This is a genomic window from Brevundimonas sp. (genome assembly GCF_032055285.1).
Lineage (GTDB): Bacteria > Pseudomonadota > Alphaproteobacteria > Caulobacterales > Caulobacteraceae > Brevundimonas.
On record NZ_DAMBRE010000002.1, the window covers coordinates 219,740 to 246,021 of the forward strand.

The following is a 26,282-nucleotide window of genomic DNA, read 5'->3' on the forward strand; positions in this document are numbered from 1 at the left end:
CACACCAGCGACGCTTTCGCGCCGTCAGATACGTCATGTCGTATCTTTTTTGTATTCTTTGTTGACGGCAGAAACCAAATCAGCTTCGTATTGCAACGTTCGCGTTTACGCCGCGTCTCGTTTCCACACGGAGCCACCCCATGCCCTCGACCGCCACGGTCATCCCCCTGCGGCCTGCTGATCCGACGCCGCCGCGCCCCGCGCCGATCATCGCCCTGTGCGAACCGGACATCGCCCAGCGCCTGACGGCGGCCCTGTTCCGCCCGCGCGCCCTGGACCGCCTCGAAACCTGCCCCGCCGCGGTCAAGCGCGTCGGTCAGGCCTACCGCCCCACCGTCATCGTCATGGTCGATGACCGCGAACTGATCTTCTCGGCCGACGCGGCCCGCCGCATCGCCCTGACCATCGACGCCGCCGGCAAGCGCGGCGCCGCCCTCGACCTGCTGCAGGTCGCCGACACCGCCGAGGCCCTGGCCCGCAAGCTGGAAGGCGGGCTGCACTGATGGCCGACGATCAAACCATCACCGCCGACGTCCTGACGGCCACGGCCCAGGGCCGCCTGCGCTCCATCATCGAACGCGTCGAGCGCCTGGAAGAGGACAAGCAGGCCGTCCTGACCGACATCAAGGAGGTCTTCGCCGAAGCCAAGGGCGAGGGCTACGACGTCAAGGTCCTGAAAAAGGTCATCGCCCGTCGCAAGCAGGACAAGGCCAAGGCTCAGGAAGAAGAGGCCATCTTCGACCTCTACCTGTCCGCCCTGGGCGAGGTCTGATCCATGACCGCCGCCGCCGAAACCCCCGTCCGCTTCCCGCGCCGCGCCGCCGCCAAGGCGCGCACCCGCGAACGCATCCTGACCGCCGCCCGGACCTTGTTCAAACACTACCCCTATGCGGACGTGACGATCCGGGGCGTCGCCGCGACCGCCGGCATGTCCACGGGGGCCATCTTCGCCACCGTCAAGGACAAGGCCGACCTGTGGCGGGCCGCGATGGAATGCGAACCCCCGCTGGACCGCGCCGAAACCCGCGCCGCCCCGCTCATGCTGGACGCCCTGCGCGGCCTGATCCGCGTCCGCCCACGCGACTGGAATGAGGGCGACGACCCCGAGTTCACAGCCGCCTGGGCCGCCGCAGAAGCCGCTCTCGCCCTGGCCGAAGGCCAGAACGCCGCCGACGACCAGCAGAAGGCCGCCTGACATGGCCAAACCCATCATCGCCTGGGCCGTCGTCCGCCCCGTCTTCCCCTGCAGCGCCCGCGAGCTGGAGATCATCGGCGTGACCTCCCGCGCCGGCCGCCGCCTCTATGGCCGCGACAGGGACGGCGCCCCCACCAACCGCGCCGAACGCGACGTCTTCCACACCTATGAGATCGAGGCCGAGGCCGAGGCCGCGCGTCAGCGCATCGCCGACGCCCGCGCCCACTGGGCTCCCGTCGTGGCCCAGGCCGAAACCGCCGCCCGCGACCTGCGCGATCGCATGGCCGCGGCGATCCAGGCGGCGGCCATGCCGCCGGTCCAGCAAGGGGCGGCGGCATGAACCGCCCCACCCCTCCTGTGCCGGGCCGCCCCGTCCCCGGCCGCCTCATGCAGCTGACGCGTGCGGTCATCCTAGTCTTCGTCGCGGCCTTCGCCCTGGCGCAACTGCTGGATCTCCTCGCATGACCGCCGCCGAGGTCACCCAGGCCGCGCGCGACCACGGCCTGCCCGGCTGGAAGGCGGGCGTTCACGCCCACCCCGAGATCGCCGGCCGCCGCGTCGCCGTCCTCACCAGCCCCGACTACAACCCCGTCACCGGCGCCGGACGCATGATCGCCGCCGCCGGCCGCGACGACGCCGACGCCTTCGCCCGCGCCCTGGAAAGGGCGCGCGGGGCGCTGGACTGACTTCAGGACCCGCCATGACCTTTTTCGACGCCGCCGCCCTCGACACCGTGGACATGAAGACCGCCGCCCGCGCGCGCGGCGTGGTCTACGAGGTCTTCCGCAAGCGCTGGCGCGCCTATGTCCGGCTTGAGGGCTTCCCCGCCCCCGTCTCCTCGACCGCCCCCTATCGCTGGCGGCCCCAGCCCCTGCTGGACTGGCAGACCCGGCGCGAGGCTGAAAACCGCGCCACCCTCCTGCGCCCGCCCGAACCGGACCGCCCCGCCAACCAGAACCAGGCCGAACCCCGCGCACCCGTCCGCACCGCCGACCGGCAACGCAACGCCGTCCTCGCCCTCATGACGGGCGGCTGACCATGTTCCAGCGCCCCACGCGCCCCGCCCGCCGCCTGCTCACCCCGCGCGGCCAGGCCCTCGCCCTGTTCGCCGCCGTCGCCATCGTCGCCGCCGCCCTCCTGTTCGGCTGACATGACGACCCTCCTCATCCTCGCGCACCGCCTGCTGCTGCGCCTCGCCCGCAAGGAACGCCTGCTGTGACCGACATCTTCGCCCCCTACACCCTGCCGCTGCGCCGCGAGGGCGACGCCGCCATCGTGGACGCCGCCGGCGAAACGGTTCTGGTCATCGACCCGGATCGCCACCTTGAAGACGACCAGGCCACCGCGATCGCCGATTATGTCTTCGCCCTGTCCGCCCCCGCCGCTCCCCAAGCCGCCGGGGTGGGGGAGCGCGAGCGACCGTTGTGCGTGATTACCTTCCGTGAAGGTAAGCGCGAGCCTGAGTTGATCAGTTGGGACCGTATGCCTGTCGGAGAGCACTGGCTATACAGTGAAGCTCAGAACCTTGGTTTCCTGATCGACACCGACGACGGGACGGAGTGGGTTGACGAAGACCCGCGTCGTTGCGGCATTCCCGAGCATTTCGAGAACGTTCGTCCCCTCACGCTGCAAGTCGCCAAAGACGAAATGCTTTCGGCCTGGGAGGTTCGATCTGAACTGGAGGCAGCCCTCCGCGCCCCATCGCGCGAGCCGGAAGGCGGGGCGCGCCGTTTCCGTCACTGGGCACGAGGCACGATTTACACCGAAGTCGGAGAGGCCCGCCTTCAGCAATCCGGTCAGTTCGGACCCTGCGAAGGTGATGCGATCACCGTCTATCGAGGAGAAGACGGGCAGCTTTGGGCGAGGGCGTCTTCTGAGTTCCACGACGGTCGTTTCGAGGAACTGCCCACCCTCGCCACCCACGAGGAAGCCCCGGCAGAGGCGGGGGAGGTCGAGTGTGATGGATGCGATGGCGACCGCTGCGTCTATGTCGGATCGCTGTGCAATCCCAGCGCCCAGCCGCCAGCCCGCGAGGACGCGCAGCCGGTGGCGTGGCGGCGTCGAGCGCCGAGCAATCTATACTGGACGCTGTTCGACAATCCGAAGGACGCGCAGTTCTATCTCAACTGCGACGCGGACGGACGATACACCGTCCAGCCCCTCTATACCCACCCCGCCCCCGACGCGCTGCGGGCCGCGGTGGAGGAGTTGGGGCGGGTGCTTGATGCGGTCGATGAACCCGCGCCGAAACCCCTCCCTGAACAGCCCTCACGCGCCGCTGAGGCGATGGCGGGAAAGGCTGATGATGAAGCACGCAGCCGATGGGAGAAGCGCGTCTATGCGGCGAAGAATGACCTTGTGTTCAAGGTCCGCCAAGTCCTCGCCGCCCTGCAAGGGGCGAAGTGATGGCTGACTGGGATGACATCAACGAGTGCGATTGTGCTGACCGTGTTCCGGCCGACTTGGCCGAGGACGACGTTTGGCAGTGTCCGAAGTGTGACGCTCAATGGTTCGGTGGACCCTCGGATAAGGAGGGCGGGGAGTGAGCGATCGCCTCACCATCGTGGACGCCACCATCGCCATCCAGAAGGGCGACCGCCTGGAACACACCCAGATCGCCGTCGCCTTCGACCACATCACCACCCAGGCCGCCGCCCGCAACGCCGGTCGCCAGATCGGCGAAGCCATGGGCGAAGCCCTCGCCCTGCAGCTGCAGCACAAGCGCTCGCTGGCGTCCTGATCCGCCTGCATTGACGCCGCCTGCGGGCGGCGTCACCTTTTCCGACACTGGCGACGGAGAACCGCCCGTGACCACCCGGTCCATCAAACCCCCGGCGCGCATGCGCCGCCACGCCGACGCGCCCGCCAACTGGCAGTGGCGCCCGCGCCCTGACGGCACGGGCCGCCCGCGCTGGATACCCTCGCCCACCCTGCGCAACGCGGGCTGGAAGGCCCGCGACCTCAAGGACGGCGACGGCGCCTTCCTGTCCGAAGGCCTGTCCCGCGACGCGGCCCGCGACATCAACGCCGCTGTCGCCGCCTGGCGCAGGGGCGAGCGCGTCTCCGCCGACTTCGCCGCCATCGCCCCGCCCGGCACGGCCGAAGAAGGATGCTCCATCCTGCCCCAGGCCGTCGACCGCCTGTCGATCGGTCGCCTGATTGACGCCTACTTCGACAGCCGCGAGTTCCAGGGCGCCGCCGACGCCCACGGCCAGCAGACAGGCGGCCTCAGGCCCTCGACCCAGCGCGGCTACCGCACCAGCCTCAAACGCCTGGTGGACACCCTGGCCGGCTTCGTCGCCCTGCCCGCCGCCGACGATCCCGATGCCCTCGACCGCTACACCCTGGCCGTCGCCACGGTCCGCGCCGCCCACATCTCCATCCTCAAGCCGGTCGAGACCAAGACCGGCATGGTGAACCTGCTCTACACCGCCTACTGGAACCTGCACGAACAGTCGGGCCAGCATCAGGCCTACGCCGTCCTCGCCGCCGCCAGCGCCTGGCTGAAGTGGGCGCAGAAGCATCAGAGCGACACCGTCCGCCAGTCCTGGGCCTCCGAGGTCAGCCGCACCACCCCGCCCGGCCGCATCCGCCCCCTGACGTGGGAAGAAATCAAGGCCCTGGTCACGGCGGCCGACGCCATGGGCCTGCCCTCGATCGGCGACGCCGTCATCCTCGGCCTGGACCTGTCGTGGTCACAGATCGACCGTCTGTCCCTGACCTGGGACCGGCTCAAGAACGGCCGCGCCTTCACCGGATCGACCGGCCGCATCAAGACCGGCCGCGTCGGCGGCGCGCCCCTGACCAGCCTCGGCCGCGCCCGCGTCGCCCAGATCCTGCAACGCCAGCGCGCCATGGCCGCCCGCCCCACCCACGTCCTGTGGTGCGAACTGACCGACCGCCCGTGGGAGGGCGACCACTTCCGCAAGCAGTTCGCCAAGGTCCGCGAGCAAGCCGCCAAACAGGTCCCCAGCGTGGCCAGCGCCCGCGACCAGGACCTGCGCGACACCGCCTTCACCTGGATGAAGAACGCCGGGCTCAGCGACGACGGCATCGCCAGCCGCACCCTGCAGTCCCGCCAGCACATCGCCCAGCTCGGCGACGCCAACTACGGCGCCATCGGCCCCGAGATCGCCGACCCCGCCATGCGCCAGTTCGAAGCCTACCTCGACAAGATCGGAGCCGTCCTGTGATCCCGACATTACATATGCCCGGCCAGATCATCTCGAACGAAGCCGATGCGGACGCCGCAATCTCTAAGTCGATCATCCTCATGCAGCACGCCTTGGTCGGGGCGGCTGTCGCGCTTCAGGACTTTGAAGCGGCGCAGGAAGCGGCGCTCGAAAACATGGCCGCCTTCTACAACGGAGATGCCCAATCCCGCTCGGACCGGCTTATGGCTCAAACCCGCCCCCTGGTGCTCGCCAACGCCTTCGCCGTTTCGCTGGACCGAATTTACAAGACTATCGGAACGCTCTCCACACATGAGGCCGACATGAAGGCCGCCTGCGATGAAGCCGAGGCGGTCATCGACGCCGCCTTGCCGGGACTTAAGCAGGTTCGCGACGCCGCCTCCCACATCGACGAGCGCAATCTCGGCCTGCATTACGGCAAGACCATCCCCGTCAAAGGCCTGAGGTGGATGGAAGGACGCATCAATGATCGGCTCATACTGACGGCGCCGACCGGCGATCAGGCCGAGCTGCACATACATCAGGACAGCATCGACGCAGTGGGCGCAGCGGTCCAAATCATAGTTTCAGCCGCGCCATGGGAAGGTCAGGAAAGCACTTGGCCTCAATAGAAGGTCTCACGTGAGACTTAAGCAGCCGGTCAGACCCGCAGTTAGCCGCCATCAACCGGTCCTAAGTTTTTCAGGTATTGAAATTACTGACCTTTTTACGGGTCCTAGTTTCTCTTAATCAGCGGGTCCACAGTTCGAACCTGTGATCACCCACCATCGTTTTCAATGACTTAGCCGGAATGTCTGGACGGACACTGGGATTCTACTGGGGCTCCTACGGCCTCGGGCTAAACCTCGGTGCGGCAAGCTCTTTTCACAGCTCCCCTACGGACACTTAATGAAAAGAGCTTCGCGACCGCTCGCTGTCAGTGTCTGCAAAAAGCCCGTCTGACGGTCGCCTCTCGTCTCCATATGCTGGCACATCGCAACGAAAACCCCTCTGATGTGCCAGCCCATATCGCCTCACCGCCACACGATCGCGGGGGTTGCGCGAGTCCCTACGGATGAGCCTCGAGAGTGTCTCTAAACTGGGATCCTGCTTGATCCCAGTTTGCGACCAAGACTTATCGCTTGACATATAGACCCAATCGCTCATCCATGCACGGGTCGATAGGCAACCCCCTGTGCGGGCGCCTTCGCCCTTCCAAATTCATTGCTGTTGCCACGCCCTAACTCCGAACGGGCGCCGCGCCACTTCGCTTCGGTTCCCGGAGATGGCCGCCCATGCGCATTCCGAACTCTAGGCGGACGTCCGTTAAGCGGCCGCCGCCAGCAGCGACCGCCGCCTTGTCTGCGCCAGATGGCGCACAGGCGACCACCACCCCCCTCTTCGAATGCGAGTACGACTTTCGCGAACCTTCCAGTCTCTCCGAGGCCTACATCTTGTCGATCTTGCCGGATCACTTGCTGGAGATACTGGCGCGAAAGGCCCCGCTGGAAGCGTCGTGACAGAAACTCACACTCCATAGGACGCGATCAGATGCACCAAAGCTTCAAGCCCCTGACAGACGCAATGATTGAAACGTTACGAAGCTCTGTTGGAGACGGTCCCAGAGTCGAGATTAGCGATAAAATGCAAAAGGGGCTGCGCCTGCGCTTAGGACCGCGAAGCGCCACCTGGTCAATGGTCCTGGAAGTCGATGGAAAGCGCACGCGACACGCCGTCGGGGACTGGCCCGAAGTCGGCGCCGAAGAGGCCCGCCGCATCGCCAGAATGGTCGGCCAACCGCAACGCGGTCGTGCAGCGCCGGCAACTGTCGATGCACTGCTTGCCGACTATGCCGCGGTGAAGGCTCCCACGTTAAGACGTGAGCGCTCTACAATGAACTCCCTCAAGGATGCGATCAGCTCGATCCGGAATCGCCACCCAGCGACTCTTTCGCGACGAGACATCGCCGACATCGTGGCGCGCAAAGCAAAATTCGCCCCCTCGCACGCCAATCGGCAACTTGCATATCTCAAAGCTCTATTCAGTTGGGGCGTTTCGCAAGGATTGATCGACAACAACCCGGCTCAAGGCGTTGGAAAACCTGCTCGCGAAGCCGCGAGAGAGCGGACGCCGACCGTTGATGAAATCGCAGCCATTTGGAATGCGTCCATTTCGCGCCCGCATCCCTACGGGCCTATCGTTCAGATGCTGATCCTGACAGCTTGTCGCCGCCAAGAGGTTGCAGAAATGCGATGGAACGAAGTCCGTCTCCCCCCGGATTCCGCGACTGGCGAATGGACCATCCCTGCGGCTAGGACCAAGACTGGGCGCTCTATCCTCATTCCTCTCTCGGCTCCCGCGCGTGAGATTTTGGATGAAGCGAAAAAGTACAAGAGCGGCGAACTGGTCTTTGCAACCTATGCCGGCGTCTCGTTTCAAAGCTGGTCAAAAGCAAAAATCGCCCTGGATCGCGTCATAAATTTTAATAACGGAAACGTACGGGACTGGACCCATCATGATTTCAGAAGAAGCTTCGCCACCTACGCCTGCGACGAGCTCAACACGCCTCCCGAGATCGTCGACCGCTGCTTGAATCATATTGGTGCAGGTACTTCTTCCACAGTCGCTCGTGTCTACGCACGCGGACAACTCCTTCAACAGCGACGATTAGCTCTGGAGGCGTGGGCGGACGCCATTATGAACGCGGTGGAACAGCAGTCGGGGCCGCTGCGTCAAGCACGGGAGACGGACTGAATATGGCCACAAACGAGCCGCAGGCACCGCCAGGCTGGATCCTGATCGAACAAGACGGCGCGCTAAATAGGGGACCAGGTCGCGGTAGCCCCCTGGAGATTTGGAGCCGAGCCAGCGATTGGAAATCCTACCCCCGGGGGACCGAAAAACGTCGAATGGGGCAGGGAGATATCGACTGTCGAAGCGCGCCGGTTGGCCTCCTGTGATGAGAGCGCCTTGGCTCAAGCACCATTGATGAAAGGAGCGCGATCTGATCCAGGCGTCTGAGGAGTCTGGATTATGAGTGACCTGCATTGGCTGACGGACGAGCAGATGGCTCGGCTGGAGCACTTTTTCCCCAAGAGCCACGGCAAGCCTCGGTTGACGACCGCCGGGTGCTGAGCGGAATCATCTTCGTTAACCGCAACTGCCTGCGCTGGCAGGATGCGCCGGCGGCCTATAGGCCGCACGGACAACATCCCCCCAAGACCATCGCGCCGATCCTGATCGAGAACCTGAGACGCGAGACGCGATTGATGACCACGAAGCCGGTCACTACCTGAACGTCGACCGGGAATTCATCGACCACGGCGTCGTTCGGCACGGGCGGGACGAGTACGTTTCCCCAACGGACCGCACGGTCCAAATCCAGACGATCGAAGGGTTTTTCTCGATCTTCAAGCGCGGCATGAAGGGCGTCTATCAGCATTGCGCCAAGAAGCACATGCACCGCTACCTCGCCGAGTTCCTACTCGAACCGGATCGCGCTGGGCTGCGGTGACGCTGAGCGGATGGACCGCATTCTAGCGGCGATAGGCGGAAGGCGGCTCATGTACCCGGAGATGTGCGGGGCGTCGTGACGGCACCATGAGTGCATGCTAATCGACACACATAATCTCTTCGCCGATGCGGACATGGATGTGGCCGTGGCGCACTTCATTTGCGGCATGTCGCAGGACAAGATCGAACACCTTCAGGCCCGAAAGCGTCTCCCACGATATTCGTGGAACTGGCTGCATGCCTCGCAAATATCCTACGACCTGGACCGGCTTGATGAAGGCTGGCTGCGTCGCTTCCTTGATCATGTCGCGCGCTTTGTACCAGACGGAGCCATAGAGGATAGACGCTGGGACCGCGTAGCGAGGGCAATCACTTTGCCTCAGTTTGTTTGCGAAGGGGCCCTAGCCACCATAAGCCCCACGCACCTTGACAAGGTGCGTAATGTGCTGCCGGTTCATCTCCTCAGTCTGACCAAGACGTAAGTCGTGGTGCTCGGACCAAATCTCGTTTGAGAAGTTTTCTATGTGGCTCTCACCGCGAGCATATTCAGGCCTGCTGCGCCAAAGCATGAGCACATTATTTTCCAGCACATCACGCTCCTGCGCCTTCGTCCGTTAGGTCATTTCGCCCCCTCCATGATCTATACTGGCACATAGGAGCGAGCCATGCTGCAGCCGAAACGCCAAGAGCAGGAACAGCCGGTCGAGCTGGACAAGACGGTGGACTTCGACGCCATCGCGCGAAAACTGCTGGCGTCGAAGCCGAGGCCTGCCGTTGAGCCGGCCCCTCGCCGCAAATCGGTCTAGTAGCGAACCGCAGCGACCTCGTCGTCTGGGCCGCCGATACCCATGAATTGGATCGTCACGCCGACCTGAATGCCTGCGTCGGGGTCGTAGATCGGCAGCGACGGATAGTACCAACTGCCGTCAGAGTCATGGACAACGAGCGGCTTGCCGAATTGGCGTCGCACCTCTGCTTTGGTGAGGCCGTAGGTGTACGAGGAGAACTCCGCCTTCGTGAAGCGCTCCGGTGTTTGCGGCGCCTGAACTGGTGGTGCAGCAGCGGCCGCGTCTCTCGCGGCCGCATCAGCGTACCAGGCGGCGTCCTCAGGGGGTGATGGACTGGGCTTAGGCATCACCGCCGAAAGCGCCGCCCCGGTGACGTAAACAATACCCAGAATGGACGCGACAATGGTCGCGCCGGCGAACAGCCTGCTCATGTGATTCCCCGTGTTTCGTCACGGCTGGCGCCGGGACGGTTGAACACGCGCACACAGGGAACGCGCCTCCCGTATTCCCTACGGGAGGTATTGTATTTCGGGAGCCGCCCGACAAAGCGGGGTCTCCTGTGTTCCACGGCATGCGCGGTCGCGGACGGTGTTCAAGCCGAGCCGCGACGTGGGCGTTAGATCATGAATGCGGTTGGTGGGCTAGATGCGCTAAGCGGACACCAGATATGGTGCGCGTGGTGTCAAATGCACAATCGCCATGACGTGCCCCTGAATTTTCATCCAGCGGCGACCAGAGTCCTTGGGTTAGTGATCCGCCCCCGTTCTCTGGAGCACCCGAGGCTAGAGTTTTCCGGCCCGAGTCCGGGTGACAGGCTGGCTATGTCACCCGGATTCATCAGCGTGATCGGCGTCTTGTTGCCAATGGCCCCATGGGGCCGATCCTCGTTGTAGTATCTACGCCAACCCTCCAACTTTTCGGCCGCGTCGGCAAGCGTCAGGAACCAGTGGGCGTTCAGGCACTCGGCCCGGAAGCGGCCGTTGAAGGCCTCGATGAAGGCGTTGTCCGTCGGCTTGCCCGGACGAGAGAAGTCCAGGGTGACACCATGGGCGTAGGCCCATAGGTCGAGGTTTCGGGAGACGAATTCCGTGCCCTGGTCGACCCTGATGGCTTTGGGATAGCCGAGCTTCGCGCAGGCCTTGTCGAGCGCTTCCACGACGTTCTCAGACCGGTAGGTGAAACGGGGATCGATCACCGGCGAGAACCGCGAAAAAGTGTCCACCATGGTCAGAATGCGGATCTTGCGACCGGTTGCCAGCTGGTCGTGGACAAAGTCCATCGCCCAGGTTTCGTTCGGCCGCGTCGCCTCACAGCGATCCTCCCGGAGCTTGGCCTTCACCCGCCGCTTGGGCGTCTTGTTTCTCAGTTGAAGGCCCAAGGCTTTGTAAATCCTGTGGGTCTTCTTGATGTTTGTCCGCCAACCTTCGCGCTGGAGGAGCACATGCACCCGGCGATAGCCGTAGCGCACGCGTGTCTCGCAAATCGCCTTGATGCGGGCTTCGAGGCCGGCCTGGTCGGGGCGGCGGGATTTGTAGTGAAAACTCGAAGTGTCCATTTCCAGAACCCGGCAAGCCCGCCGGATCGACACGCCCCAGTCACCACAGACGCCCGCCACCAGCTCGCGCTTGCGACCAGGCCTCAGAGCTTTCGCCGGATGACGTCCTGCAGCATCTCCTTGTCCAACGACAGGTCGGCCACGATCCGCTTCAAGCGACCGTTCTCGTCCTCGAGCTGCTTGAGCCGCTTCATCTCCGTTGGCAGCAGACCATCGTATTTCTTCTTCCAGTTGAAGTAGGTCGTCGGACTGATCCCAGCCCGGCGACAGATCTCCGCCACCGGCACGCCGTCAGCGCCCTGCTTCAGAATGAACGCCTTTTGGACGTCCGAGAAAGCCGATGCTTTCATGGTTTCCGCTCCTTCCCAGCCAGGGAAATCTCAGCGGAAAACTCTAACGTCCCGTGATCCAGTTTTCGGGGAGCAGATCACCCTCTGAGCCAGCCGAAGCCAGCTCAGAGAACAGGTTTTATGCAGGCTCAAGCAGCGAGTATTTCGTCTGCCGGACCAAAGAACTCGTAATGAATTCGGTCTGACGACACGCCGGCAGCCTTAAGATCGGACACTAGGGCGCGAAGGAAGGGACGCGGGCCACAGAGGTAATATTCTGCCTCGGCAATAGGTGTCTGGCTGGCCACCCATTGACCCGAAATCATGCCTATTTGGTCATAGTCTGAGTGTTCGGCATTGTTGGCGACTTCATAGAATACAGTCTTTTGGGCCTTCGGATGGGCCGCAACAAGATTGTGGATGTGAACTCCCATGGCGTGAGCCTCGGCGTCACGGGCACCATGAACATAATGCACTTGTGCTTCGGGGTGTGAGGCGACGATGGTTTCAAGCATGGACACCATCGGGGTTAGGCCAACGCCGCCTGACAGCAGGACAACAGGCCGCTCTGGGGTGTCAGACAGGAAGAAGTCACCGGCAGGCGCACCTACCTTGAGGATAGTACCGACGCGAGCCTGATCGTGCAGCCAGCCGGAAGCTAGACCCTGATCTTCGCGCTTGACTGAAATCCGGTAGGTTTCGTCATTGGGGGCGTTGGAGATCGAATGGTGCTGTCAGTCTAACGATAAAGGTGCTCCACTTCGAAGGCTGCAAGCCATTGGTGGAGAAGGCGTTTTATGAAACCGCTATCGTTTAAGCGACACCGCTTCCCAAGCGAAGTGATCCGTCATGCCGTGTGGTTGTACTTTCGCTTCAATCTTAGCTTCCGCGACGTCGAGGAACTGATGGCGCAACGCGGAATTGACGTCAGCTACGAAACGATCCGGTGCTGGACGATCAAGTTCGGGCCTCTGATTGCACGGCGGCTCAAGAAGCGGAGAGTGCCTCCGACAGGCCGTTGGCATCTCGATGAAATGGTCTGCAAGATCGGAGGACGGCGCATGTATCTGTGGCGCGCAGTCGACGACGAAGGCGAGGTTTTAGACGTCGTTGTCCAGCGCCGGCGGGACACAGAGGCGGCTTTGAAGCTGATCAAACGTCTTTTACGCAACCAACCTATCGAGCCGGAAACCATCACAACGGATGGGCTGGCATCGTACGGTGCGGCGCTTGATCAGTTGGAACTGCGGCACCTTCATCGCCCTGGCCGGCTACGAGACAATAACCGCGTTGAGAACTCGCATCTGCCGATCCGACGACGGGAACGACAGCAGCAGAGGTTCAAATCTCAAGCCTCAGCGCAAAGATTTCTCACAACCCACGCGGCGATCTACAACACCTTCAACATCCAACGTCATCTGATCAGCAGGTCCACGCTTCGTCGCTTTCGTGCCGATGCAGATACTGCTTGGACGGCGGCTGTCGTCTGATAACGCGTGGGGTGGTGCTGTCAGTCTAACGCTAAAGGTGCTCCACCTAAAAGGTGGCAAGCCACTGGTGGAGTAGGCATTTCTATGAAGCCCTTATCGTTTAAGCGACATCGTTTTCCAGCTGAGGTGATCCGTCATGCCGTGTGGCTGTACTTTCGTTTCAACCTGAGCTTCCGTGATGTCGAGGAGTTGATGGCGCAACGCGGAATCGACGTGAGCTACGAAACGATCCGGTGCTGGACGATCAAGTTCGGGCCTTTGATTGCACGGCGGCTGAAGAAGCGACGTGGGTCACCCACAGGCCGCTGGCATCTCGATGAGATGGTTTGCAAGATCGGTGGCAGACGTATGTATCTGTGGCGCGCTGTTGATGATGAAGGCGAGGTTCTAGACGTCATCGTCCAGCGTCGGCGGGACACAGAAGCGGCTTTGAAGCTGATTAGACGTCTTATACGTAACCAACCTGTCGAGCCGGAAACCATCACAACGGATGGGCTGGCATCCTACGGTGCGGCCCTCGATCAGTTGGAACTACGGCATCTTCATCGTCCCGGTCGACTGCGTGATAATAACCGCGTTGAGAATTCTCACCTGCCGATCCGGCGACGAGAGCGGCAGCAGCAGAGGTTCAAATCCCAAGCCTCAGCCCAGAGATTTCTCACCACCCACGCGGCGATTTACAACACCTTCAATATCCAGCGCCATCTCATCAGCAGATCCACACTTCGTCGTTTTCGCGCCGATGCGGATGCCGCTTGGATGGCGGCGGTAGCCTGATATTTTGCAGGGTTGGGGGCTTTTTGAATGTGCTCAGTTAACCTGACGGTTCCGACTAGTTTCGCACGCGGCGCCGTCAGGTAAGCGCAGCGAACAGGCCCAGCGCAATCAGTATAACGGCGGCCGACGTGGCCGCACGATCGTTGATCAGCCGTTCCAGACGCTCAAGCCCCTCGGCGATCTCCGCCAAGAGCTGCCCGTTTTCGCCCGGCCTCTCCGATCGGCCCGCCAATGCGGCTGCCCGGGCAACGGCGGCTGCCCTCGCGCTGAGCCGGGCTGCCGGGCCGAGCAGGTCGCCTTCGGCCAGCGACGGGGCGCGCAGTCCGGTTCCCAACGCGGCGATGACGAGAACTGCCGCGAGCCCAAGGGGCCAGGCGCTGATGCCGAGCGCCAACAGGTCGATCGCCTCGTAGGGCGCATTGCCCGTTGCCCGGGCATAGAGTGACCACGGCAGGCCAAGCGCGGCGGCTGACAGCGCTACCAGCGGCACGACCATGAGACCGGGCGGGCCGCCAGATTTTGCAGGCGCGGGAAGGGTGAAAAAGTAGCGCACCAGCAACAGCCCTGAGGTCAGCGCCGAGAGGCCGATTAACGTCGCGCCAAAGTCGCCTGCGGGACCCTTGATCGCCGATTTCACAAGCGCGCCGGCGGTTAGCGGCAACCCGGCCACCGACAAGGCGGCCATTGCCAGTGCCGCGATCACCAAGCCCCGCGCCACGCCCCGAGCCTTGCCGACCACGCCGACGCCCAGGAACAGCGCCCCCTTGGCCAGCCCGTGATGCAGCGCATAAAGCGCTACCGCCGGCAGAACCGAAGCCGCCGGCAGGCCCGCCGCCAGCGCCGCGCCCATCACGCCCATCAGAAGCCCCATCTGGCTGACTGTTGAATAGGCCAGCACCGTCTTTGGATTGCCCTGCATCGCCCCGTAGAGCGCCGCCGTGAAGAGCCCGCCGAACCCCGCAAGAGCCAGCAGCGTTCCACTGATCGGCCAGGCGCTGCCCCAAGGCAGAAATGTGACCAGCCCGAAGATGCCCGCCTTCACGATGGCGCCAGACAGCACCGCCGAGGCCGGGACCGGCGCCGCCGGATGTGCCACCGGAAGCCAGACATGCAGCGGGACCAATCCCGCCTTGATGCCGAAACCCGCAATCAGCAACCACAGCACCAGCGGGTCGGCCCCCGGGTCGGCGAGCCTGTCGCGAACCCCCTCTATGAGGATCGTTCCCCCTGCCGCATGGGCGATCATCATGAAACCGGCCAGCAGCGCGGTTTCGCCGACAACTGCAAGGATGATGTAGACCACGCCGGCCCTCATCGACGCGGGTTTGCGATCGTGGATCACAAGCGGATAGGCGGCCAGCGACACCAGCGCGAAGGACACGTAGAAGGTCGCCAGATCCGCTGCCAGAAACACACCCAGGTTTCCAGCGAGTACCAGCATCCAGAACAGGGCAAAGGTTTGCGCGCGGGAATCGCCGCGCATGTACCGCAGGGCATAAACCCCAGCCCAGAACCACAGCAGCGCGGCGCCGCCCAGAAACAGCACCCCCGTTTCGGTCAGTCGGAGTCCGCCATCGAGCAGTACCCCAGGCACGCTCAGGGTCTGGTCTCGCGGCGCCAGGAACACGGCGGCGAGTGCCGGGAGCGGCCCAAGCGGCAGCGCCAAAAGCATCCTCGGCCCCAGCTTCGGCAGCAGGCACAGAAAGGCGAGAAAGAGTGGCCAGAGGATCACGACCAACAGAAGAAGGCTGGGTGCGATTGTCATTTCAGATAGCCACTCTCGGCGATCAGCTCGGCCCATTTCAGCGGGCTGAACGGAAAAGTCGCAAAGGCTCCGGCCGCCAATGTTATCAGGGCGGTCACCGCGGCGGGGAGGACCAGCATCCTGTTCCACGCGCCGTCCAGTTCGCGTACCGGCGCCAGCTCCTTCGATGGCGGAAGCAGCCAGGCGCTGTAGAGCAGCGGCAGGAAGTAGAGCGCATTCAGAAGTGACGATCCCGCCAGAACGGCGATGACCCAACTCGCCTCGGACTGCAGCCCTCCCATCCCCAGGTACCATTTCGAGATGAAACCTGCGGTCGGCGGAATGCCGATCATGCCGAGCGCGCCGATGCTGAAGGCTGCCATTGTCACCGGCATCGCCCGCCCGGCACCGTCGAGATCCGCCACCAACTTGATCCCCATCCGGTTGTCCAGCGCCCCTGCGCACATGAAAAGAGTGATCTTCATGATCCCCTGATGCACCAGATGCACCAGCCCGCCGATGATCGCGAAGGGGCCGATCAGGCTGGCCCCGAGAATGATGTAGCTGACCTGGCTGACCGTCGAATAGGCCAGCCGCTTCTTGATGTCGGTCTGCATCACGGCGCGGAACGAGCCATAGAGGATGGTCGCTCCGGCCCACAAGGCAAGCGGCGTGCCGAGGCCAAGCTCCGATACCGTATCGATTCCGTAAACGTCGTAGATCATCCTCAGGATCCCGAACGCGCCGGCCTTGACCACGGCCACGGCGTGGAGCAGCGCGCTCACCGGAGCGGGCGCGGCCATCGCCTCGGGCAACCATACGTGGAACGGGATGAGCGCCGCCTTCACGCCGAGCCCGCCGATGCAAAGGATGAAGATCAGCGTGAGTTCCAGCCGCGGGATCCCGGTCAGATCAGGCGGTGCCGTGAACTCGATCGTGCCGACGAGCGACTTCAGCCAGACGATGCCCGCCAGAAAGGCGGCGCTGCCTGCCAGCGTATAGATCAGGTAGATGCGCCCCGCGCGGAGGGACTTCTCGTCACCCTTGTGGACGACCAGCGGCCACGTCGCCAAGGTCAGGAGTTCATAGAAGAGGAAGAAGGTGATCGCCGTGCCAGAAATGGCCACTCCGGTCGCCGATAGGACACAGAGGTTGAAGAATCCGAAGAAGCGCCCCAAGTGCGGTCCGCGCTTGAAATAGGCGATCGCATAGACGGTGGTTATCAGCCACAGGAAGGCAGAGAGAGTGACAAACAGCAATGAAAGTGAATCCGGCCGGAGGATGAATTCGTGTCCCGGCAGGAATTCGTAGCGCCATTCCGTGATCGTGCCCTCGCGTGCTGCCAGCAGCAAGGCGCCCACGAGCGCCAGCTTGCTCAGGGCGAAGCCGATGTTGATCGCGTCGCGCCAGACCGCGAGGCGGTCCGGCAGGGCAAAGCTGATCAGCGCCGGAACGATTGTCAGCGAGACCAGCAGCAGGGGTAAAAGACTGTTCACGGGACCTCCCCAACCGCAGCCGCCGGAGGCCCTGCCTGGGACACCCCTGCAGAGATATCGACCATCGCTTGTCCGGCGAACCCCAGCGACACTGCCAGAAGCCCCAGCGCCAGCGGAGCGGCGGTTTGCAACGTGTCCTTTGCCTCGGTAACCGGTGTGTCTCTGCCGGCGAAGGTCCTGGATAGCGGATTGAATAGGTAGACTGCGGCCATCAACCCGCCAACGAGCAGGATGGCGGCCTGGAACACGGCGCCTTGCTCCAGCGCAGCCTCGAGCAGGAGGAACTTCGCTATGAAGCCGGCCGAGGGCGGCAGGCCCATCAATGATATCGCGGCCAGCCCGAAGGCAGCCACCGTCAGCGGCATTACCCGCACAAGGCCACTAAGGTCCTCCAAGCGGTGGCCGTTCACCGCCTTGAGCATAAGCCCGGCCGCGAGGAACATCGCAGCCTTCGCAAGCATGTGGGCTATCGCATGGATTGTCATTCCGGCCCAAGCCCGGTCGGACCCTGCCGCTGTCACGACAAGCGGAAAAGCCAGCAGCAGATAGCCGATCTGCGCCACGGTCGAATAGGCCACGAGGGGTTTCAGGGTTTCCTGCCGGATCGCCTGGATCGAGCCGTAAAGTACCGCCAGCGCACCGAGCCAGCCAAGCACATCGAGTGCCGCAGGGGCTACGATGGCCGGGAAGGCCTCGAACCAAAGGCGCAGCAGGATCACGAATCCTACCTTGACGACAATCGCGGAGAGCAGGGCGCTGGCGGGTGCGGGTGCTGCGGCATGGGCTGGCGGCAGCCAGCCGTGCAGCGGAAAGACCGCCGCCTTGATCAGCAGTCCCGCCGTCATCACCGCCAGTGCGACCTTGGTCGCAAGGTCCGGCCTCGCTGTCCCGGCCAGCAGTGTGATGTCCACTGTCGCGTAATTGGCAAACAGAAGCGCGACGCCTAGCAGGTAGGCCAGCGATCCGACCAGCGCGACCACGAAGTACTGCAGCGCGGCGCGCAGCGAGCCCATCGCCGCCATCGCCACCGCGGCAAGGCTGACCATTTCCAGCGCGACATAAAGATTGAAGAGATCGGTGGTCAGGAATCCAGCATTTGCTCCGCCCCACAACAGGTAGAAGAGCGGCCAGAAGGCATAGCCGTGGGCGGTCTCCGACCCGCTCGGCCCGGGCGCGAATTCGCGCAGCGCGTACAGTCCAATGATCGAAGCGCAGGCTGACGTGGCTGCCACCAAAAGCTGTGCCACCCCATCCGCACGCAACAGGATTCCCAGCGGCAGGTTCCAGTCACCCACTATATGGGCGGTACCCTCTGGCAGTAGCAGCAGCCACACCGTCAGACCCGCCATGACCGGAATTGCCGCCAGTAGCAATAAGCGTCCCCGGCTCCCAAGCAGCACCGCCGCGATCATCAGAGCGAGGGGCACTGCGACAAGCAGGTCAAGCGGGCTCATGCACTGTCGCCGGTCGCTTCGACCGCCGCGGTGTCATCTCGTGCCCGCTCCTCCTCGGCCACGCGTACAACCAACGCAGCACCGAAAGCGGTGAGCGCCACCGCGACGACGATGCCGGTGATGACCAGCGCCTGCGGGAACGGATCGGTCGAAGCGGTGCCGCGCCCGAGTCCACCGAGGATCAGGAAGATACCGGCACCAACCACATTGACGGCCAGAAGCTGACGCAACGGATGACGCAGGGTCACGATGCCGTAGAGGCCGAGCCCCACCAATGCCGCCCCTGTTAGCGGGTAAAGATGCATTAACGTTGGCATGCAGTAGTCAGCTCCTATGATCCGGCGCTACCGACCGACCCGCCAGTAGCAGCGCGAGGGTCGCGCCGATCGACAGCGCAAGGCTGTACTCGATCGCGACGATCATGGCCTTCGCGAAGCCTGGCGGATAGAACAGGAATCGGCCCAGTGCGATTCCCGCCAGGCCGATGATGAGAAAGACCCCCGGGCCAAGCACAAGCACCGCGCGGAGAATGCTGTTGTCGGCCCGCGGCCATGCGACCGCTCCGCCGATCGCGGCGATGATCAGACCGCCGGCAAGCACGGTTCCGGCCTGAAACGCTCCACCCGGAAAGTCCGACCCGGCCCAGACCAGATAGGCCGCCATCACCAGCGCCAAGGGCAAGAGCAACCGTCCGAAGGCCTGAGCGACGCTTCCCCCCCCGCTTTCCGCCAGGTTCAGTGACGCGGGCGGGCGCGGCCATGCATTTCCCGGGGCGAGCGACCAGACTGCGACAAGCGCGCCCAGCAGGACGAATGTTTCCAGCAATGTGTCATAGGCCCGGAAGGCCAGAAGCACGCCAGTCACCGGGTTCTCGATGCCAAGCTCCGGCAGCAGCGCGGCGATTGGCCCGCCCAAGTCGTCTGCGGGCGCGACACTCAGGACCGCGGACCCAACCAGCGCCGTCAAACCAGTGCAGGCCAACACCGCGCCGGCACGTAGCCAGCCGGGCGTCTCGGCGCTGACCAGATCGTCACCAAGCGCCATCAGCCGTTGCCGCGTCAGTATCAGCAAAACTCCGGTGATGCCCGCGCCGATGGCGATCTCTGCCATGGCGACATTGACTGCGTTCATAGCCAGCCATGCCAGTCCGAGCAGATTGCCGAAAACGATGAAAAAAACGATTGCCGCCAGCGCGTTGTGCGTGAGAAGCGCTGCGGCTGCAGTACCGACGATCATCAGGCAGAGGATGAGGTCGAATGCCAGCGTCATCGGTCCGTGCCCCGCTCGGCCGCAGTCTTCGCGCGGCGCGCCATCAGTTGTGCGGTCGCTCCGGCGGCCATGAGCGCGAACAGCCAGACGGCGGCGATCTTGAAAGCGACAGCCACCGAACCCCAGTGCAACGCGGCGGCAAGCGCCACGAAGCCCAGACCGACGTTGTCGGCCTTGGTAAGCGCGTGCAGCCTTAACTCGGCATCTTGAAACCTGAGCAGCCCCAACGATCCGGCCGCATAGAAAAAGACACCGATGTAAAGAAGCGCAGGGACCAGGTAATCGGCCAATGTCATGGCTTTCGGTCTCCGGGCTCGTCCGCATCACTCTGGCCGTCCCGCACAAAAACGAGAATTGCCACCGAGGCCAGCACTGTGCCAACCAAGGCCGCATCCAGCATCGAAGCGTCGTCCCTGGCCGCGCCCAGCGTCAGCGCCACGCCGACCCCGCTGGTCGCGACGAGTTGCGCTGCCATTACGTGGTCGATCGCCCGTGGCCCGAACCAGGCACGAAAAAGCGCCAGCGCCAGCGTGAGCAGAAGAACGACGGCGGCGACCATGAAATGGTCAGCTGCGTCCACGATTTTCTCCTGCGTAGCGAGGGGTAAAGACAGGCATACCAAACAAGCGTAGCACGCGGCGTTCTTCTGCCTGAAGGCTGCGCAGGTTGAAATCTTCGGTGTCAAGCATGTGAACCTCCAACGCGCCATTGCGGATCCCTGCGGCCAATGAGCCAGGCAGAACGCTGACGACCCCGCCAAGGACGGCATTCACCTCAGCGATATTCGTCAAGAGCGGCACCCGGCGCCAGCCGGGCCGGACGGGCAGACGTGGGTCGAGCACTCGCCGCGCGACGTCCAGACCACCTAAGAAGCCGCGGAGCAGGAGGTGCGGCACGTACAGGACCGCCCACCACAGCCGAATCCCCGGTTGTGTCGCCGGGTAAAGCGCAAGGCTGATTGAGGTTGTCAGCAGGACCGCTGGCGCCCCGTAGTACAGCGCATCCATTGCGCCCCCTGTCAGCGCTAGCCAGAACGTTGAGAAGGCCACGAGGCGCACTGATGTCGCAAGCATTTTCATGCTCTAATCCCCACTATCTCATCTAACTGGCTCACGGCCGCCAAATCATGATGCGTGGATTTTGTTTACTGTAGTTGTTGGCCGAACGATAGGGCTTACTGGTGCGGTGCTGTCAGTCTAACGGTAAAGGTGCTCCACTTCGAAGGCTGCAAGCCATTGGTGGGGTGGGCGATTTTATGAAGCCTCTATCTTTTAAGCGACATCGTTTTCCAGCTGAGGTGATACGTCATGCCGTGTGGCTGTACTTTCGTTTCAGCTTGAGCTTCCGCGACGTCGAGGAACTGATGGCGCAACGCGGAATTGACGTCAGCTACGAAACGATCCGGTGCTGGACGATCAAGTTCGGGCCTCTGATTGCACGGCGGCTCAAGAAGCGGAGAGTGCCTCCGACAGGCCGTTGGCATCTCGATGAAATGGTCTGCAAGATCGGAGGACGGCGCATGTATCTGTGGCGCGCAGTCGACGACGAAGGCGAGGTTTTAGACGTCGTTGTCCAGCGCCGGCGGGACACAGAGGCGGCTTTGAAGCTGATCAAACGTCTTTTACGCAACCAACCTATCGAGCCGGAAACCATCACAACGGATGGGCTGGCATCGTACGGTGCGGCGCTTGATCAGTTGGAACTGCGGCACCTTCATCGCCCTGGCCGGCTACGAGACAATAACCGCGTTGAAAACTCGCATTTGCCGATCCGACGACGAGAGCGACAGCAGCAGAGGTTCAAATCCCAAGCCTCAGCGCAGAGATTTCTCACAACCCACGCAGCTATCTACAATACCTTCAACATCCAATGCCATCTGATCAGCAGACCTACACTTCGTCGCTTTCGTGGCGATGCGGATGCTGCTTGGGCGGCCGCTACCATCTGAAAATGAGCAGGGTAGGGACTTTTTTGCCAATGCCTAATTAACCTGACGGCACCCTTCGCCTCGCGCAGCAGCTCGCTCGCGGTCCTGAAATCGAACAGCTCAGAAGTCTCAAGTTCAGGTTGAAGCAGCGCATTCGTCGCTTTGCCGCAACCCCCGCACATTCGTAGCGCGCCATTGCAGCGGCCCGGACCCGCGCGCATGCAAACAGGAATACTGACATGAAAAGAAAGATGATCTTCGTGGCGGGCGCAGCTCTTGCACTTGCCGCATGTGGCGATGCCGCCAAGCAGGCTGAAGAACTGCGCAGCAAGGCCGACGCAGCAATCGAAGGGCAGGGTGTAGTGGATGCTGTTGCTTCGGCGGTTGACGAGGAGGCCATCAAGGGCATGGCACAAGGTGCCGTAAGGCAGGCTCTTGGCGAGGCCCTTCCAGCCGAAGAAATGGCGGCTGTCGGCGCAGTGATCGACGAGGAGGCCCTGATCACCGGTGTCGACAAGGCAGTGGATGGTGAAGCGTTACGCGGAGCCGTCCGCGAGGCGGTCAACGGTGCCGCCGATCGGGTAACACAGCCGCCTGCAGAATAACGTACCGCTTCGCATCCGCTTAGCTGTGTGCTGTCTCTGGCAAGTCGATGAAATACGCACGACTACAATGGAAGCTGTCGGGGTAGAAGCACAAGGCAGGCGATGCCCCGGCACAACCCCAGTGACAGCCGCAGGGCATCACCCTACTGATCGACGCTAATTTCCCGACAAAGGTTGCTGTCACATCATGCTTGCTGATGCATTTTTCCTGTTGCTGGGCCTTGTTCTGCTGATTGCAGGCGGCGACCTGTTGGTCCGCGGTGCCGTGCGGATTGCCGAAAGACTGAGTCTGTCACCGATGCTGATCGGCCTGACAGTTGTGGGCATGGGCACTTCTATGCCTGAACTTGCCGCAAGCGTGCAGGCCAGCCTTGCCGGATCACCAGGGATTGCCATCGGCAATATCGTTGGATCGAACATTGCCAATGCCCTGTTGATCCTCGGAATAGCTGCACTGATCACACCCATCGCGGTAAAAACCCGTACCCTTTGGCGCGATGGCGGTATTGGCACCCTCGCCGTTCTGGCCTTGCTCGCCGCCGGCGCGACTGTTGGCCTCTCCCGCGAGGCTGGCATCATCTTCCTGATCGCGATGGGAGGGTATGTTTATTATGCCTACCGCCAGGAACGATTGGGAGCGCCCCACAGTGCCGCTTATGATCGTGCCGTGGCGATGGAAGAAATCGACCCGGCCCTGATCCCGCAGGAGCAATCCGGCGGGAGGCTCTCGGTGGCCATTCTCCTTTTTCTGGTTGGTCTCGTATTGATAGTGAGCGGCGGATCGCTTTTGGTGGATGGTGCCATCAAGATTGCAGAGCAGCTCGGAGTGAGCGACGCTGTCATCGGTCTGACAATCGTGGCGGTTGGAACGTCCTTCCCGGAGCTGGTCACCTCTGCCGTGGCTGCCTATCGCAAGGAAGGTGACATTGCTCTGGGCAATGTCCTCGGCTCCAACATTTACAACATCTTGTTTATAGGCGGCATCACTGGCGTGGTGGCTCCCACCGAAGTACCTGCCAGCATGATGGCCTTTGACCTCCTGTTGCTGGTGGCGGTGTCGCTGGTTGTCATGGTTTTCGCCTTCTCCGGAGGCCGGTTGAGCAGAAATGAAGGCTTCGCCCTCGTCGCATCTTACGCTGCATACACGGCCTATACGGTCGGCATGTTCTGACAGCCGGCACATCTTTGCTGGGTGGACCCAGTCATCCGATGAATAATCTCCAGAAAGCGGTCAGTAAGTATCTGCACAAATAGGCTTTTATGGCTGGACTTATATGATATTTTAGTCGTCGCCTTCGCCATTTCAGGAGGATGTGATGGCGACTACTGCTGATGATGACGAATCGTTCTTGGTGAGACTGGAGGCGATGTCGTTGGCATCGCTCAGGGATGAATGGCGACGGCGTTGGGGGCCGCCCCCTGACGTGTGCTCGAAGCGTCTAATCCGGCATATTATTGCCTGGCGGATCCAGGCCGCTAAGCACGGTGACCTCACGGCTGATGATCGCCGACGGCTCAAGTCGACCGCGACGCCCACGCTCCAGCCGCTTCAACCCGGCAGTCGTGTCGCCCGGGAGTACCGAGGCGTGGTTCATGAAGTGATCGCGGAGGGGAAGCGGTTCCGCTATCGCGACCGTGATTACCGGAGCCTGTCCGCCATCGCTCGGGAGATCACCGGCGTGCGTTGGAATGGTCCGCGTTTCTTCGGTCTGCGGCCGGGGGCTCGTCATGGGCCATGAGGCGAGGGTGCGGTGCGCGATTTACACCCGAAAGAGTTCAGAGGAGGGGCTGAGCCAGTCGTTCAACTCGCTCCATGCGCAGCGTGAGTACTGCGAAGCCTACATTAAATCCCAGGGCGGCGAGGGCTGGACGATCGATCGTCGGCGATATGATGACGGCGGCTTTACAGGCGCGTCGATGGCGCGACCCAGTCTCAAACGATTGCTCGCCGACATCGACGCTGGATCGATCGATGCCGTGGTCGTCTACAAGGTCGACCGCCTGACGCGGTCATTGGCCGACTTCGCGAGAATACTGGAAGCGCTCGATAAGCGGGATGTCGCGTTCGTCAGCGTCACCCAAGCGTTCAACACCAACAGCTCGATGGGCCGGCTGACGCTCAATGTGCTGCTGTCCTTCGCGCAGTTCGAGCGTGACGTCACCGGCGAGCGGATACGCGACAAGATCGCCGCATCGAAGGCGAAGGGCATGTGGATGGGCGGCGTCGTCCCACTTGGCTACGACGCACCAGATGGATCGGGCGATCGCCGTCTTCGTGTGAACGAGGTCGAAGCATCAACCGTTCGGCTAATCTTCGACCGGCTGATTGCCTGCCGCTCATTTTATGATCTTCAGCAGCAACTGGCGGAGGAGGGGATTCGGTCGAAGGCTGGCCAGTCTCGACGCGGCCTCACCTATCCCAGCATGCCGTTCAGCCGCGGAGCACTGCGCCATCTGCTCCAGAACCCAATCTACCTTGGGCTGATCTGCCACAAAGGCACGACCTACCAGGGCCGGCATGACGCCATCGTGGATCAGCAGACATTTGACGCGGTCCAGGCGCTCCTTCGCCAGAGGAGCGCAACGTGGAAGGCTCGCGCACCCGACCTCAAGCGCGCGCCTCTGAGGGGGCGGGTTTTCGATGAGCTCGGACAATCGATGCGGCCGACGTTTGCCCGGCGAAAGGGGCGGCGATACAGCTACTACGTTGGGCCCGGCCCGGTGCTGGGCATGGTCGGCCCAAACCGCACGGACCTCCTTCGTCGCGTTCCCTGCGACGTGCTTGAGGGCATCATTCGTCGACGCCTTGGGCAGCTGATCGATAGGGATGAGCGAGCCATCACCATCGAGGAGTTGCGGCAGATGGTGGCTCGCATCGAGATCAGGAGCGACTGCACGCATGTCGTGCTCGCTCTTAGGGCCCTGCATGATCATCGCCGCGATCTAGACACGGTGGCGGCGGTGGAGGCGCGGCTGGTGTCCGGTGATAGAGTGCTCGTCGAGGGGGCGAGGCCCGGCCATGTTCGGATCGTTATACCGGTCCGCATGAAGTTCTCAGGTGGCCGGACCTGGATTGGAAAGGAGCAGCAGGAAATTGATGCCGATGCCAAGGTATCCAAGTTGCGCGCGCGTAAGCGATTGAGGCTGGCTCATGCCGCCCTTGGCCCCGCGCGTCCCGCGTTCGCCGCCCACCGCCATGTCGTGCGAACCGCGATGATGGCGTCGGCCGATTACGACCGCTTCGCCTGGGCTTTCCTGGCCCCTGACATTCAATCCGCCATTCTGAATGGGCGGCTCTCGACCTCGGCTATCGCCACGCTCGAAAAACAGACGGCGATTCCGTTGAATTGGGATGTGCAACGCCGACTATTGGGGACGACTTATGCGAAGGGAGAGGGGGTGGTGAGCGCGTCGACATGATCGCAAATTCGTCTCCAATAGTGAGGTAGTTGCTTGGAGACTTGCCGCCTGACTGGGTGGGGTGCTGCCAGTCTAATGCGAACTTGTCTCCACAATAACTGCGCCTGGAAGGCGCGCGTCGGGCGCCCATAGGTCGCGCCATGGGACTGCTTCCTCCGGTAAAGAAATTCGCCGAAGTGGCGGTATCTATCGAGAAGGGGCTTCGTCGATCAGATCGAGGAGTGACTTCAAACGCTCTCGCAGCGCCGGCACGTGAACGCCCGACAAGGCTGACCTTCGTCCTGAGAGGGCCAAAACGGTTTCGAAGACGGCGTCCGAGACGCGGATGAGGGACACGAGGTTTTCTCCGCTCGGACCGTTGCGGCCCTCGAACCAGTTGCGGACCGCGCGTTCATTGGCGCGCGTGATCCGTCCGACCTCTTTCCGTGCCGAGGGCGTCGCCCCCCACTCGCGCCGCATGGCCGCGGCGATCTGCTGCGAGAAGCTCTCCATCCTACGCCTCTTCCGTGTGAAAAGTTTTTCCTGTTTTGGACTGAAGTTTTCAGTCC

Annotated in this window: 33 protein-coding genes and 2 pseudogenes; 22 read left to right on the top strand and 13 right to left on the bottom strand. The window is 62.8% G+C overall.

All coding sequences use genetic code 11. The features are described from left to right. Positions 1–140 precede the first annotated feature (140 nt). The 14 genes and pseudogenes from RTY13_RS06575 (at position 141) to RTY13_RS06640 (ending at position 8,881) form a co-directional block, all read left to right on the top strand. Positions 141–503, top strand: coding sequence for a hypothetical protein (locus RTY13_RS06575; protein ID WP_312782042.1), 363 nt, complete (start codon positions 141–143; stop codon positions 501–503). After that, positions 503–772: a DUF2312 domain-containing protein gene (locus tag RTY13_RS06580; protein ID WP_312782044.1), complete on the top strand. Its 270-nt coding sequence runs from the start codon at positions 503–505 to the stop codon at positions 770–772. The genes RTY13_RS06575 and RTY13_RS06580 overlap by 1 nt, the downstream gene beginning before the upstream one ends. A gap of 3 nt (positions 773–775) precedes the next feature. Next, a complete protein-coding gene (locus RTY13_RS06585; protein WP_312782046.1) occupies positions 776–1,195 on the top strand; it encodes a helix-turn-helix domain-containing protein in 420 nt (139 codons plus the stop codon). Between the two features lies 1 nt (position 1,196). After that, a complete protein-coding gene (locus RTY13_RS06590; protein ID WP_312782048.1) occupies positions 1,197–1,535 on the top strand; it encodes a hypothetical protein in 339 nt (112 codons plus the stop codon). After that, a complete protein-coding gene (locus RTY13_RS06595) occupies positions 1,532–1,660 on the top strand; it encodes a hypothetical protein (RefSeq protein WP_312782050.1) in 129 nt (42 codons plus the stop codon). The genes RTY13_RS06590 and RTY13_RS06595 overlap by 4 nt, the downstream gene beginning before the upstream one ends. After that, complete coding sequence (locus tag RTY13_RS06600) at positions 1,657–1,881, top strand: hypothetical protein (protein ID WP_312782052.1); 225 nt, start codon at positions 1,657–1,659, stop codon at positions 1,879–1,881. The genes RTY13_RS06595 and RTY13_RS06600 overlap by 4 nt, the downstream gene beginning before the upstream one ends. A 14-nt stretch (positions 1,882–1,895) precedes the next feature. After that, positions 1,896–2,231, top strand: a complete 336-nt coding sequence (locus tag RTY13_RS06605; RefSeq protein ID WP_312782054.1) for a hypothetical protein — start codon at positions 1,896–1,898, stop codon at positions 2,229–2,231. Between the two features lie 179 nt (positions 2,232–2,410). Continuing rightward, positions 2,411–3,601 (top strand): hypothetical protein, encoded by a 1,191-nt coding sequence (locus RTY13_RS06610; RefSeq protein WP_312782056.1) that lies wholly within the window; start codon positions 2,411–2,413, stop codon positions 3,599–3,601. A gap of 136 nt (positions 3,602–3,737) precedes the next feature. Then, positions 3,738–3,935, top strand: coding sequence for a hypothetical protein (locus RTY13_RS06615; protein WP_312782057.1), 198 nt, complete (start codon positions 3,738–3,740; stop codon positions 3,933–3,935). A gap of 67 nt (positions 3,936–4,002) precedes the next feature. After that, positions 4,003–5,388 carry a hypothetical protein gene (locus RTY13_RS06620; protein ID WP_312782059.1) on the top strand — a complete coding sequence of 462 codons (1,386 nt, stop codon included), beginning with the start codon at positions 4,003–4,005 and terminating at the stop codon, positions 5,386–5,388. Between the two features lie 14 nt (positions 5,389–5,402). Continuing rightward, positions 5,403–5,999, top strand: a complete 597-nt coding sequence (locus RTY13_RS06625; protein WP_312782061.1) for a hypothetical protein — start codon at positions 5,403–5,405, stop codon at positions 5,997–5,999. A 919-nt stretch (positions 6,000–6,918) separates the two neighbouring features. Next, complete coding sequence (locus RTY13_RS06630) at positions 6,919–8,121, top strand: tyrosine-type recombinase/integrase (RefSeq protein ID WP_178824104.1); 1,203 nt, start codon at positions 6,919–6,921, stop codon at positions 8,119–8,121. A 279-nt stretch (positions 8,122–8,400) separates the two neighbouring features. Then, a pseudogene (locus tag RTY13_RS06635) lies at positions 8,401–8,570 on the top strand (transposase); the annotation flags it as partial. A 110-nt stretch (positions 8,571–8,680) separates the two neighbouring features. Then, complete coding sequence (locus RTY13_RS06640) at positions 8,681–8,881, top strand: transposase (RefSeq protein WP_370523330.1); 201 nt, start codon at positions 8,681–8,683, stop codon at positions 8,879–8,881. A 97-nt stretch (positions 8,882–8,978) separates the two neighbouring features. On the opposite strand, the gene RTY13_RS06645 is transcribed toward RTY13_RS06640, so the two are convergent. Then, the gene (locus tag RTY13_RS06645; RefSeq protein WP_296178288.1) at positions 8,979–9,185 is read right to left on the bottom strand and encodes a hypothetical protein; all 207 of its coding nucleotides are present in this window, start codon (positions 9,183–9,185) and stop codon (positions 8,979–8,981) included. Between the two features lie 360 nt (positions 9,186–9,545). On the opposite strand from RTY13_RS06645, the gene RTY13_RS06650 reads away from it, so the two are divergent. Beyond that, positions 9,546–9,686, top strand: coding sequence for a hypothetical protein (locus tag RTY13_RS06650; RefSeq protein ID WP_296178291.1), 141 nt, complete (start codon positions 9,546–9,548; stop codon positions 9,684–9,686). On the opposite strand, the gene RTY13_RS06655 is transcribed toward RTY13_RS06650, so the two are convergent. The 3 genes and pseudogenes from RTY13_RS06655 to RTY13_RS17690 all read right to left on the bottom strand — a co-directional run bounded on the left by RTY13_RS06655 (position 9,683) and on the right by RTY13_RS17690 (position 12,067). After that, positions 9,683–10,099 (bottom strand): hypothetical protein, encoded by a 417-nt coding sequence (locus tag RTY13_RS06655; RefSeq protein ID WP_296178295.1) that lies wholly within the window; start codon positions 10,097–10,099, stop codon positions 9,683–9,685. The two genes, RTY13_RS06650 and RTY13_RS06655, sit on opposite strands and share 4 nt — an antisense overlap. Positions 10,100–10,500: 401 nt before the next feature. Then, a pseudogene (locus tag RTY13_RS06660) lies at positions 10,501–11,573 on the bottom strand (IS3 family transposase); the annotation flags it as partial. A 128-nt stretch (positions 11,574–11,701) separates the two neighbouring features. Further along, on the bottom strand, positions 11,702–12,067 hold the full coding sequence (locus RTY13_RS17690) for a hypothetical protein (protein WP_409450286.1): 366 nt from the start codon (positions 12,065–12,067) through the stop codon (positions 11,702–11,704). Between the two features lie 282 nt (positions 12,068–12,349). On the opposite strand from RTY13_RS17690, the gene RTY13_RS06670 reads away from it, so the two are divergent. Together RTY13_RS06670 and RTY13_RS06675 are read left to right on the top strand one after the other, a co-directional pair. After that, positions 12,350–13,042, top strand: coding sequence for an IS6 family transposase (locus RTY13_RS06670; RefSeq protein WP_312782065.1), 693 nt, complete (start codon positions 12,350–12,352; stop codon positions 13,040–13,042). A gap of 84 nt (positions 13,043–13,126) precedes the next feature. Beyond that, the gene (locus RTY13_RS06675) at positions 13,127–13,819 is read left to right on the top strand and encodes an IS6 family transposase (RefSeq protein WP_114818667.1); all 693 of its coding nucleotides are present in this window, start codon (positions 13,127–13,129) and stop codon (positions 13,817–13,819) included. A 76-nt stretch (positions 13,820–13,895) separates the two neighbouring features. Here RTY13_RS06675 and RTY13_RS06680 read toward each other — a convergent pair whose 3' ends face one another. The 8 genes from RTY13_RS06680 to RTY13_RS06715 are packed head-to-tail and all read right to left on the bottom strand — an operon-like array spanning position 13,896 to position 20,861. Beyond that, positions 13,896–15,584 (bottom strand): complex I subunit 5 family protein, encoded by a 1,689-nt coding sequence (locus tag RTY13_RS06680; RefSeq protein WP_165456313.1) that lies wholly within the window; start codon positions 15,582–15,584, stop codon positions 13,896–13,898. Beyond that, the gene (locus RTY13_RS06685) at positions 15,581–17,059 is read right to left on the bottom strand and encodes a complex I subunit 5 family protein (protein ID WP_312782073.1); all 1,479 of its coding nucleotides are present in this window, start codon (positions 17,057–17,059) and stop codon (positions 15,581–15,583) included. The genes RTY13_RS06680 and RTY13_RS06685 overlap by 4 nt, the downstream gene beginning before the upstream one ends. Next, complete coding sequence (locus tag RTY13_RS06690; RefSeq protein ID WP_312782075.1) at positions 17,056–18,513, bottom strand: proton-conducting transporter membrane subunit; 1,458 nt, start codon at positions 18,511–18,513, stop codon at positions 17,056–17,058. The genes RTY13_RS06685 and RTY13_RS06690 overlap by 4 nt, the downstream gene beginning before the upstream one ends. Continuing rightward, a complete protein-coding gene (locus tag RTY13_RS06695) occupies positions 18,510–18,818 on the bottom strand; it encodes an NADH-quinone oxidoreductase subunit K (RefSeq protein WP_198398662.1) in 309 nt (102 codons plus the stop codon). Before RTY13_RS06695 ends, RTY13_RS06690 begins: the two co-directional genes overlap by 4 nt. Positions 18,819–18,837: 19 nt before the next feature. Continuing rightward, positions 18,838–19,782, bottom strand: a complete 945-nt coding sequence (locus RTY13_RS06700) for an MnhB domain-containing protein (RefSeq protein ID WP_088411790.1) — start codon at positions 19,780–19,782, stop codon at positions 18,838–18,840. Further along, positions 19,779–20,078 (bottom strand): cation:proton antiporter, encoded by a 300-nt coding sequence (locus RTY13_RS06705; protein ID WP_088411788.1) that lies wholly within the window; start codon positions 20,076–20,078, stop codon positions 19,779–19,781. The genes RTY13_RS06700 and RTY13_RS06705 overlap by 4 nt, the downstream gene beginning before the upstream one ends. After that, positions 20,075–20,362, bottom strand: a complete 288-nt coding sequence (locus RTY13_RS06710) for a hypothetical protein (RefSeq protein WP_312782083.1) — start codon at positions 20,360–20,362, stop codon at positions 20,075–20,077. The genes RTY13_RS06705 and RTY13_RS06710 overlap by 4 nt, the downstream gene beginning before the upstream one ends. After that, complete coding sequence (locus RTY13_RS06715; RefSeq protein WP_312782085.1) at positions 20,349–20,861, bottom strand: Na+/H+ antiporter subunit E; 513 nt, start codon at positions 20,859–20,861, stop codon at positions 20,349–20,351. Before RTY13_RS06715 ends, RTY13_RS06710 begins: the two co-directional genes overlap by 14 nt. 176 nt (positions 20,862–21,037) lie before the next feature. Between RTY13_RS06715 and RTY13_RS06720 the strand changes: the two genes are divergently transcribed. The 5 genes from RTY13_RS06720 (at position 21,038) to RTY13_RS06740 (ending at position 25,734) form a co-directional block, all read left to right on the top strand. Then, the gene (locus tag RTY13_RS06720; RefSeq protein WP_312782532.1) at positions 21,038–21,730 is read left to right on the top strand and encodes an IS6 family transposase; all 693 of its coding nucleotides are present in this window, start codon (positions 21,038–21,040) and stop codon (positions 21,728–21,730) included. A gap of 218 nt (positions 21,731–21,948) precedes the next feature. After that, positions 21,949–22,314, top strand: coding sequence for a hypothetical protein (locus tag RTY13_RS06725; RefSeq protein ID WP_157678060.1), 366 nt, complete (start codon positions 21,949–21,951; stop codon positions 22,312–22,314). 187 nt (positions 22,315–22,501) lie between these two features. After that, the gene (locus RTY13_RS06730) at positions 22,502–23,485 is read left to right on the top strand and encodes a calcium/sodium antiporter (protein ID WP_088411776.1); all 984 of its coding nucleotides are present in this window, start codon (positions 22,502–22,504) and stop codon (positions 23,483–23,485) included. A gap of 145 nt (positions 23,486–23,630) precedes the next feature. Next, complete coding sequence (locus RTY13_RS06735) at positions 23,631–24,053, top strand: DUF2924 domain-containing protein (RefSeq protein ID WP_154725296.1); 423 nt, start codon at positions 23,631–23,633, stop codon at positions 24,051–24,053. Next, the gene (locus tag RTY13_RS06740; protein WP_312782093.1) at positions 24,043–25,734 is read left to right on the top strand and encodes a recombinase family protein; all 1,692 of its coding nucleotides are present in this window, start codon (positions 24,043–24,045) and stop codon (positions 25,732–25,734) included. Before RTY13_RS06735 ends, RTY13_RS06740 begins: the two co-directional genes overlap by 11 nt. Positions 25,735–25,920: 186 nt before the next feature. Here the strand turns inward: RTY13_RS06740 and RTY13_RS06745 are convergent, their stop codons facing one another. After that, on the bottom strand, positions 25,921–26,226 hold the full coding sequence (locus RTY13_RS06745; RefSeq protein ID WP_312782095.1) for a hypothetical protein: 306 nt from the start codon (positions 26,224–26,226) through the stop codon (positions 25,921–25,923). Between the last annotated feature and the right edge of the window lie 56 nt (positions 26,227–26,282).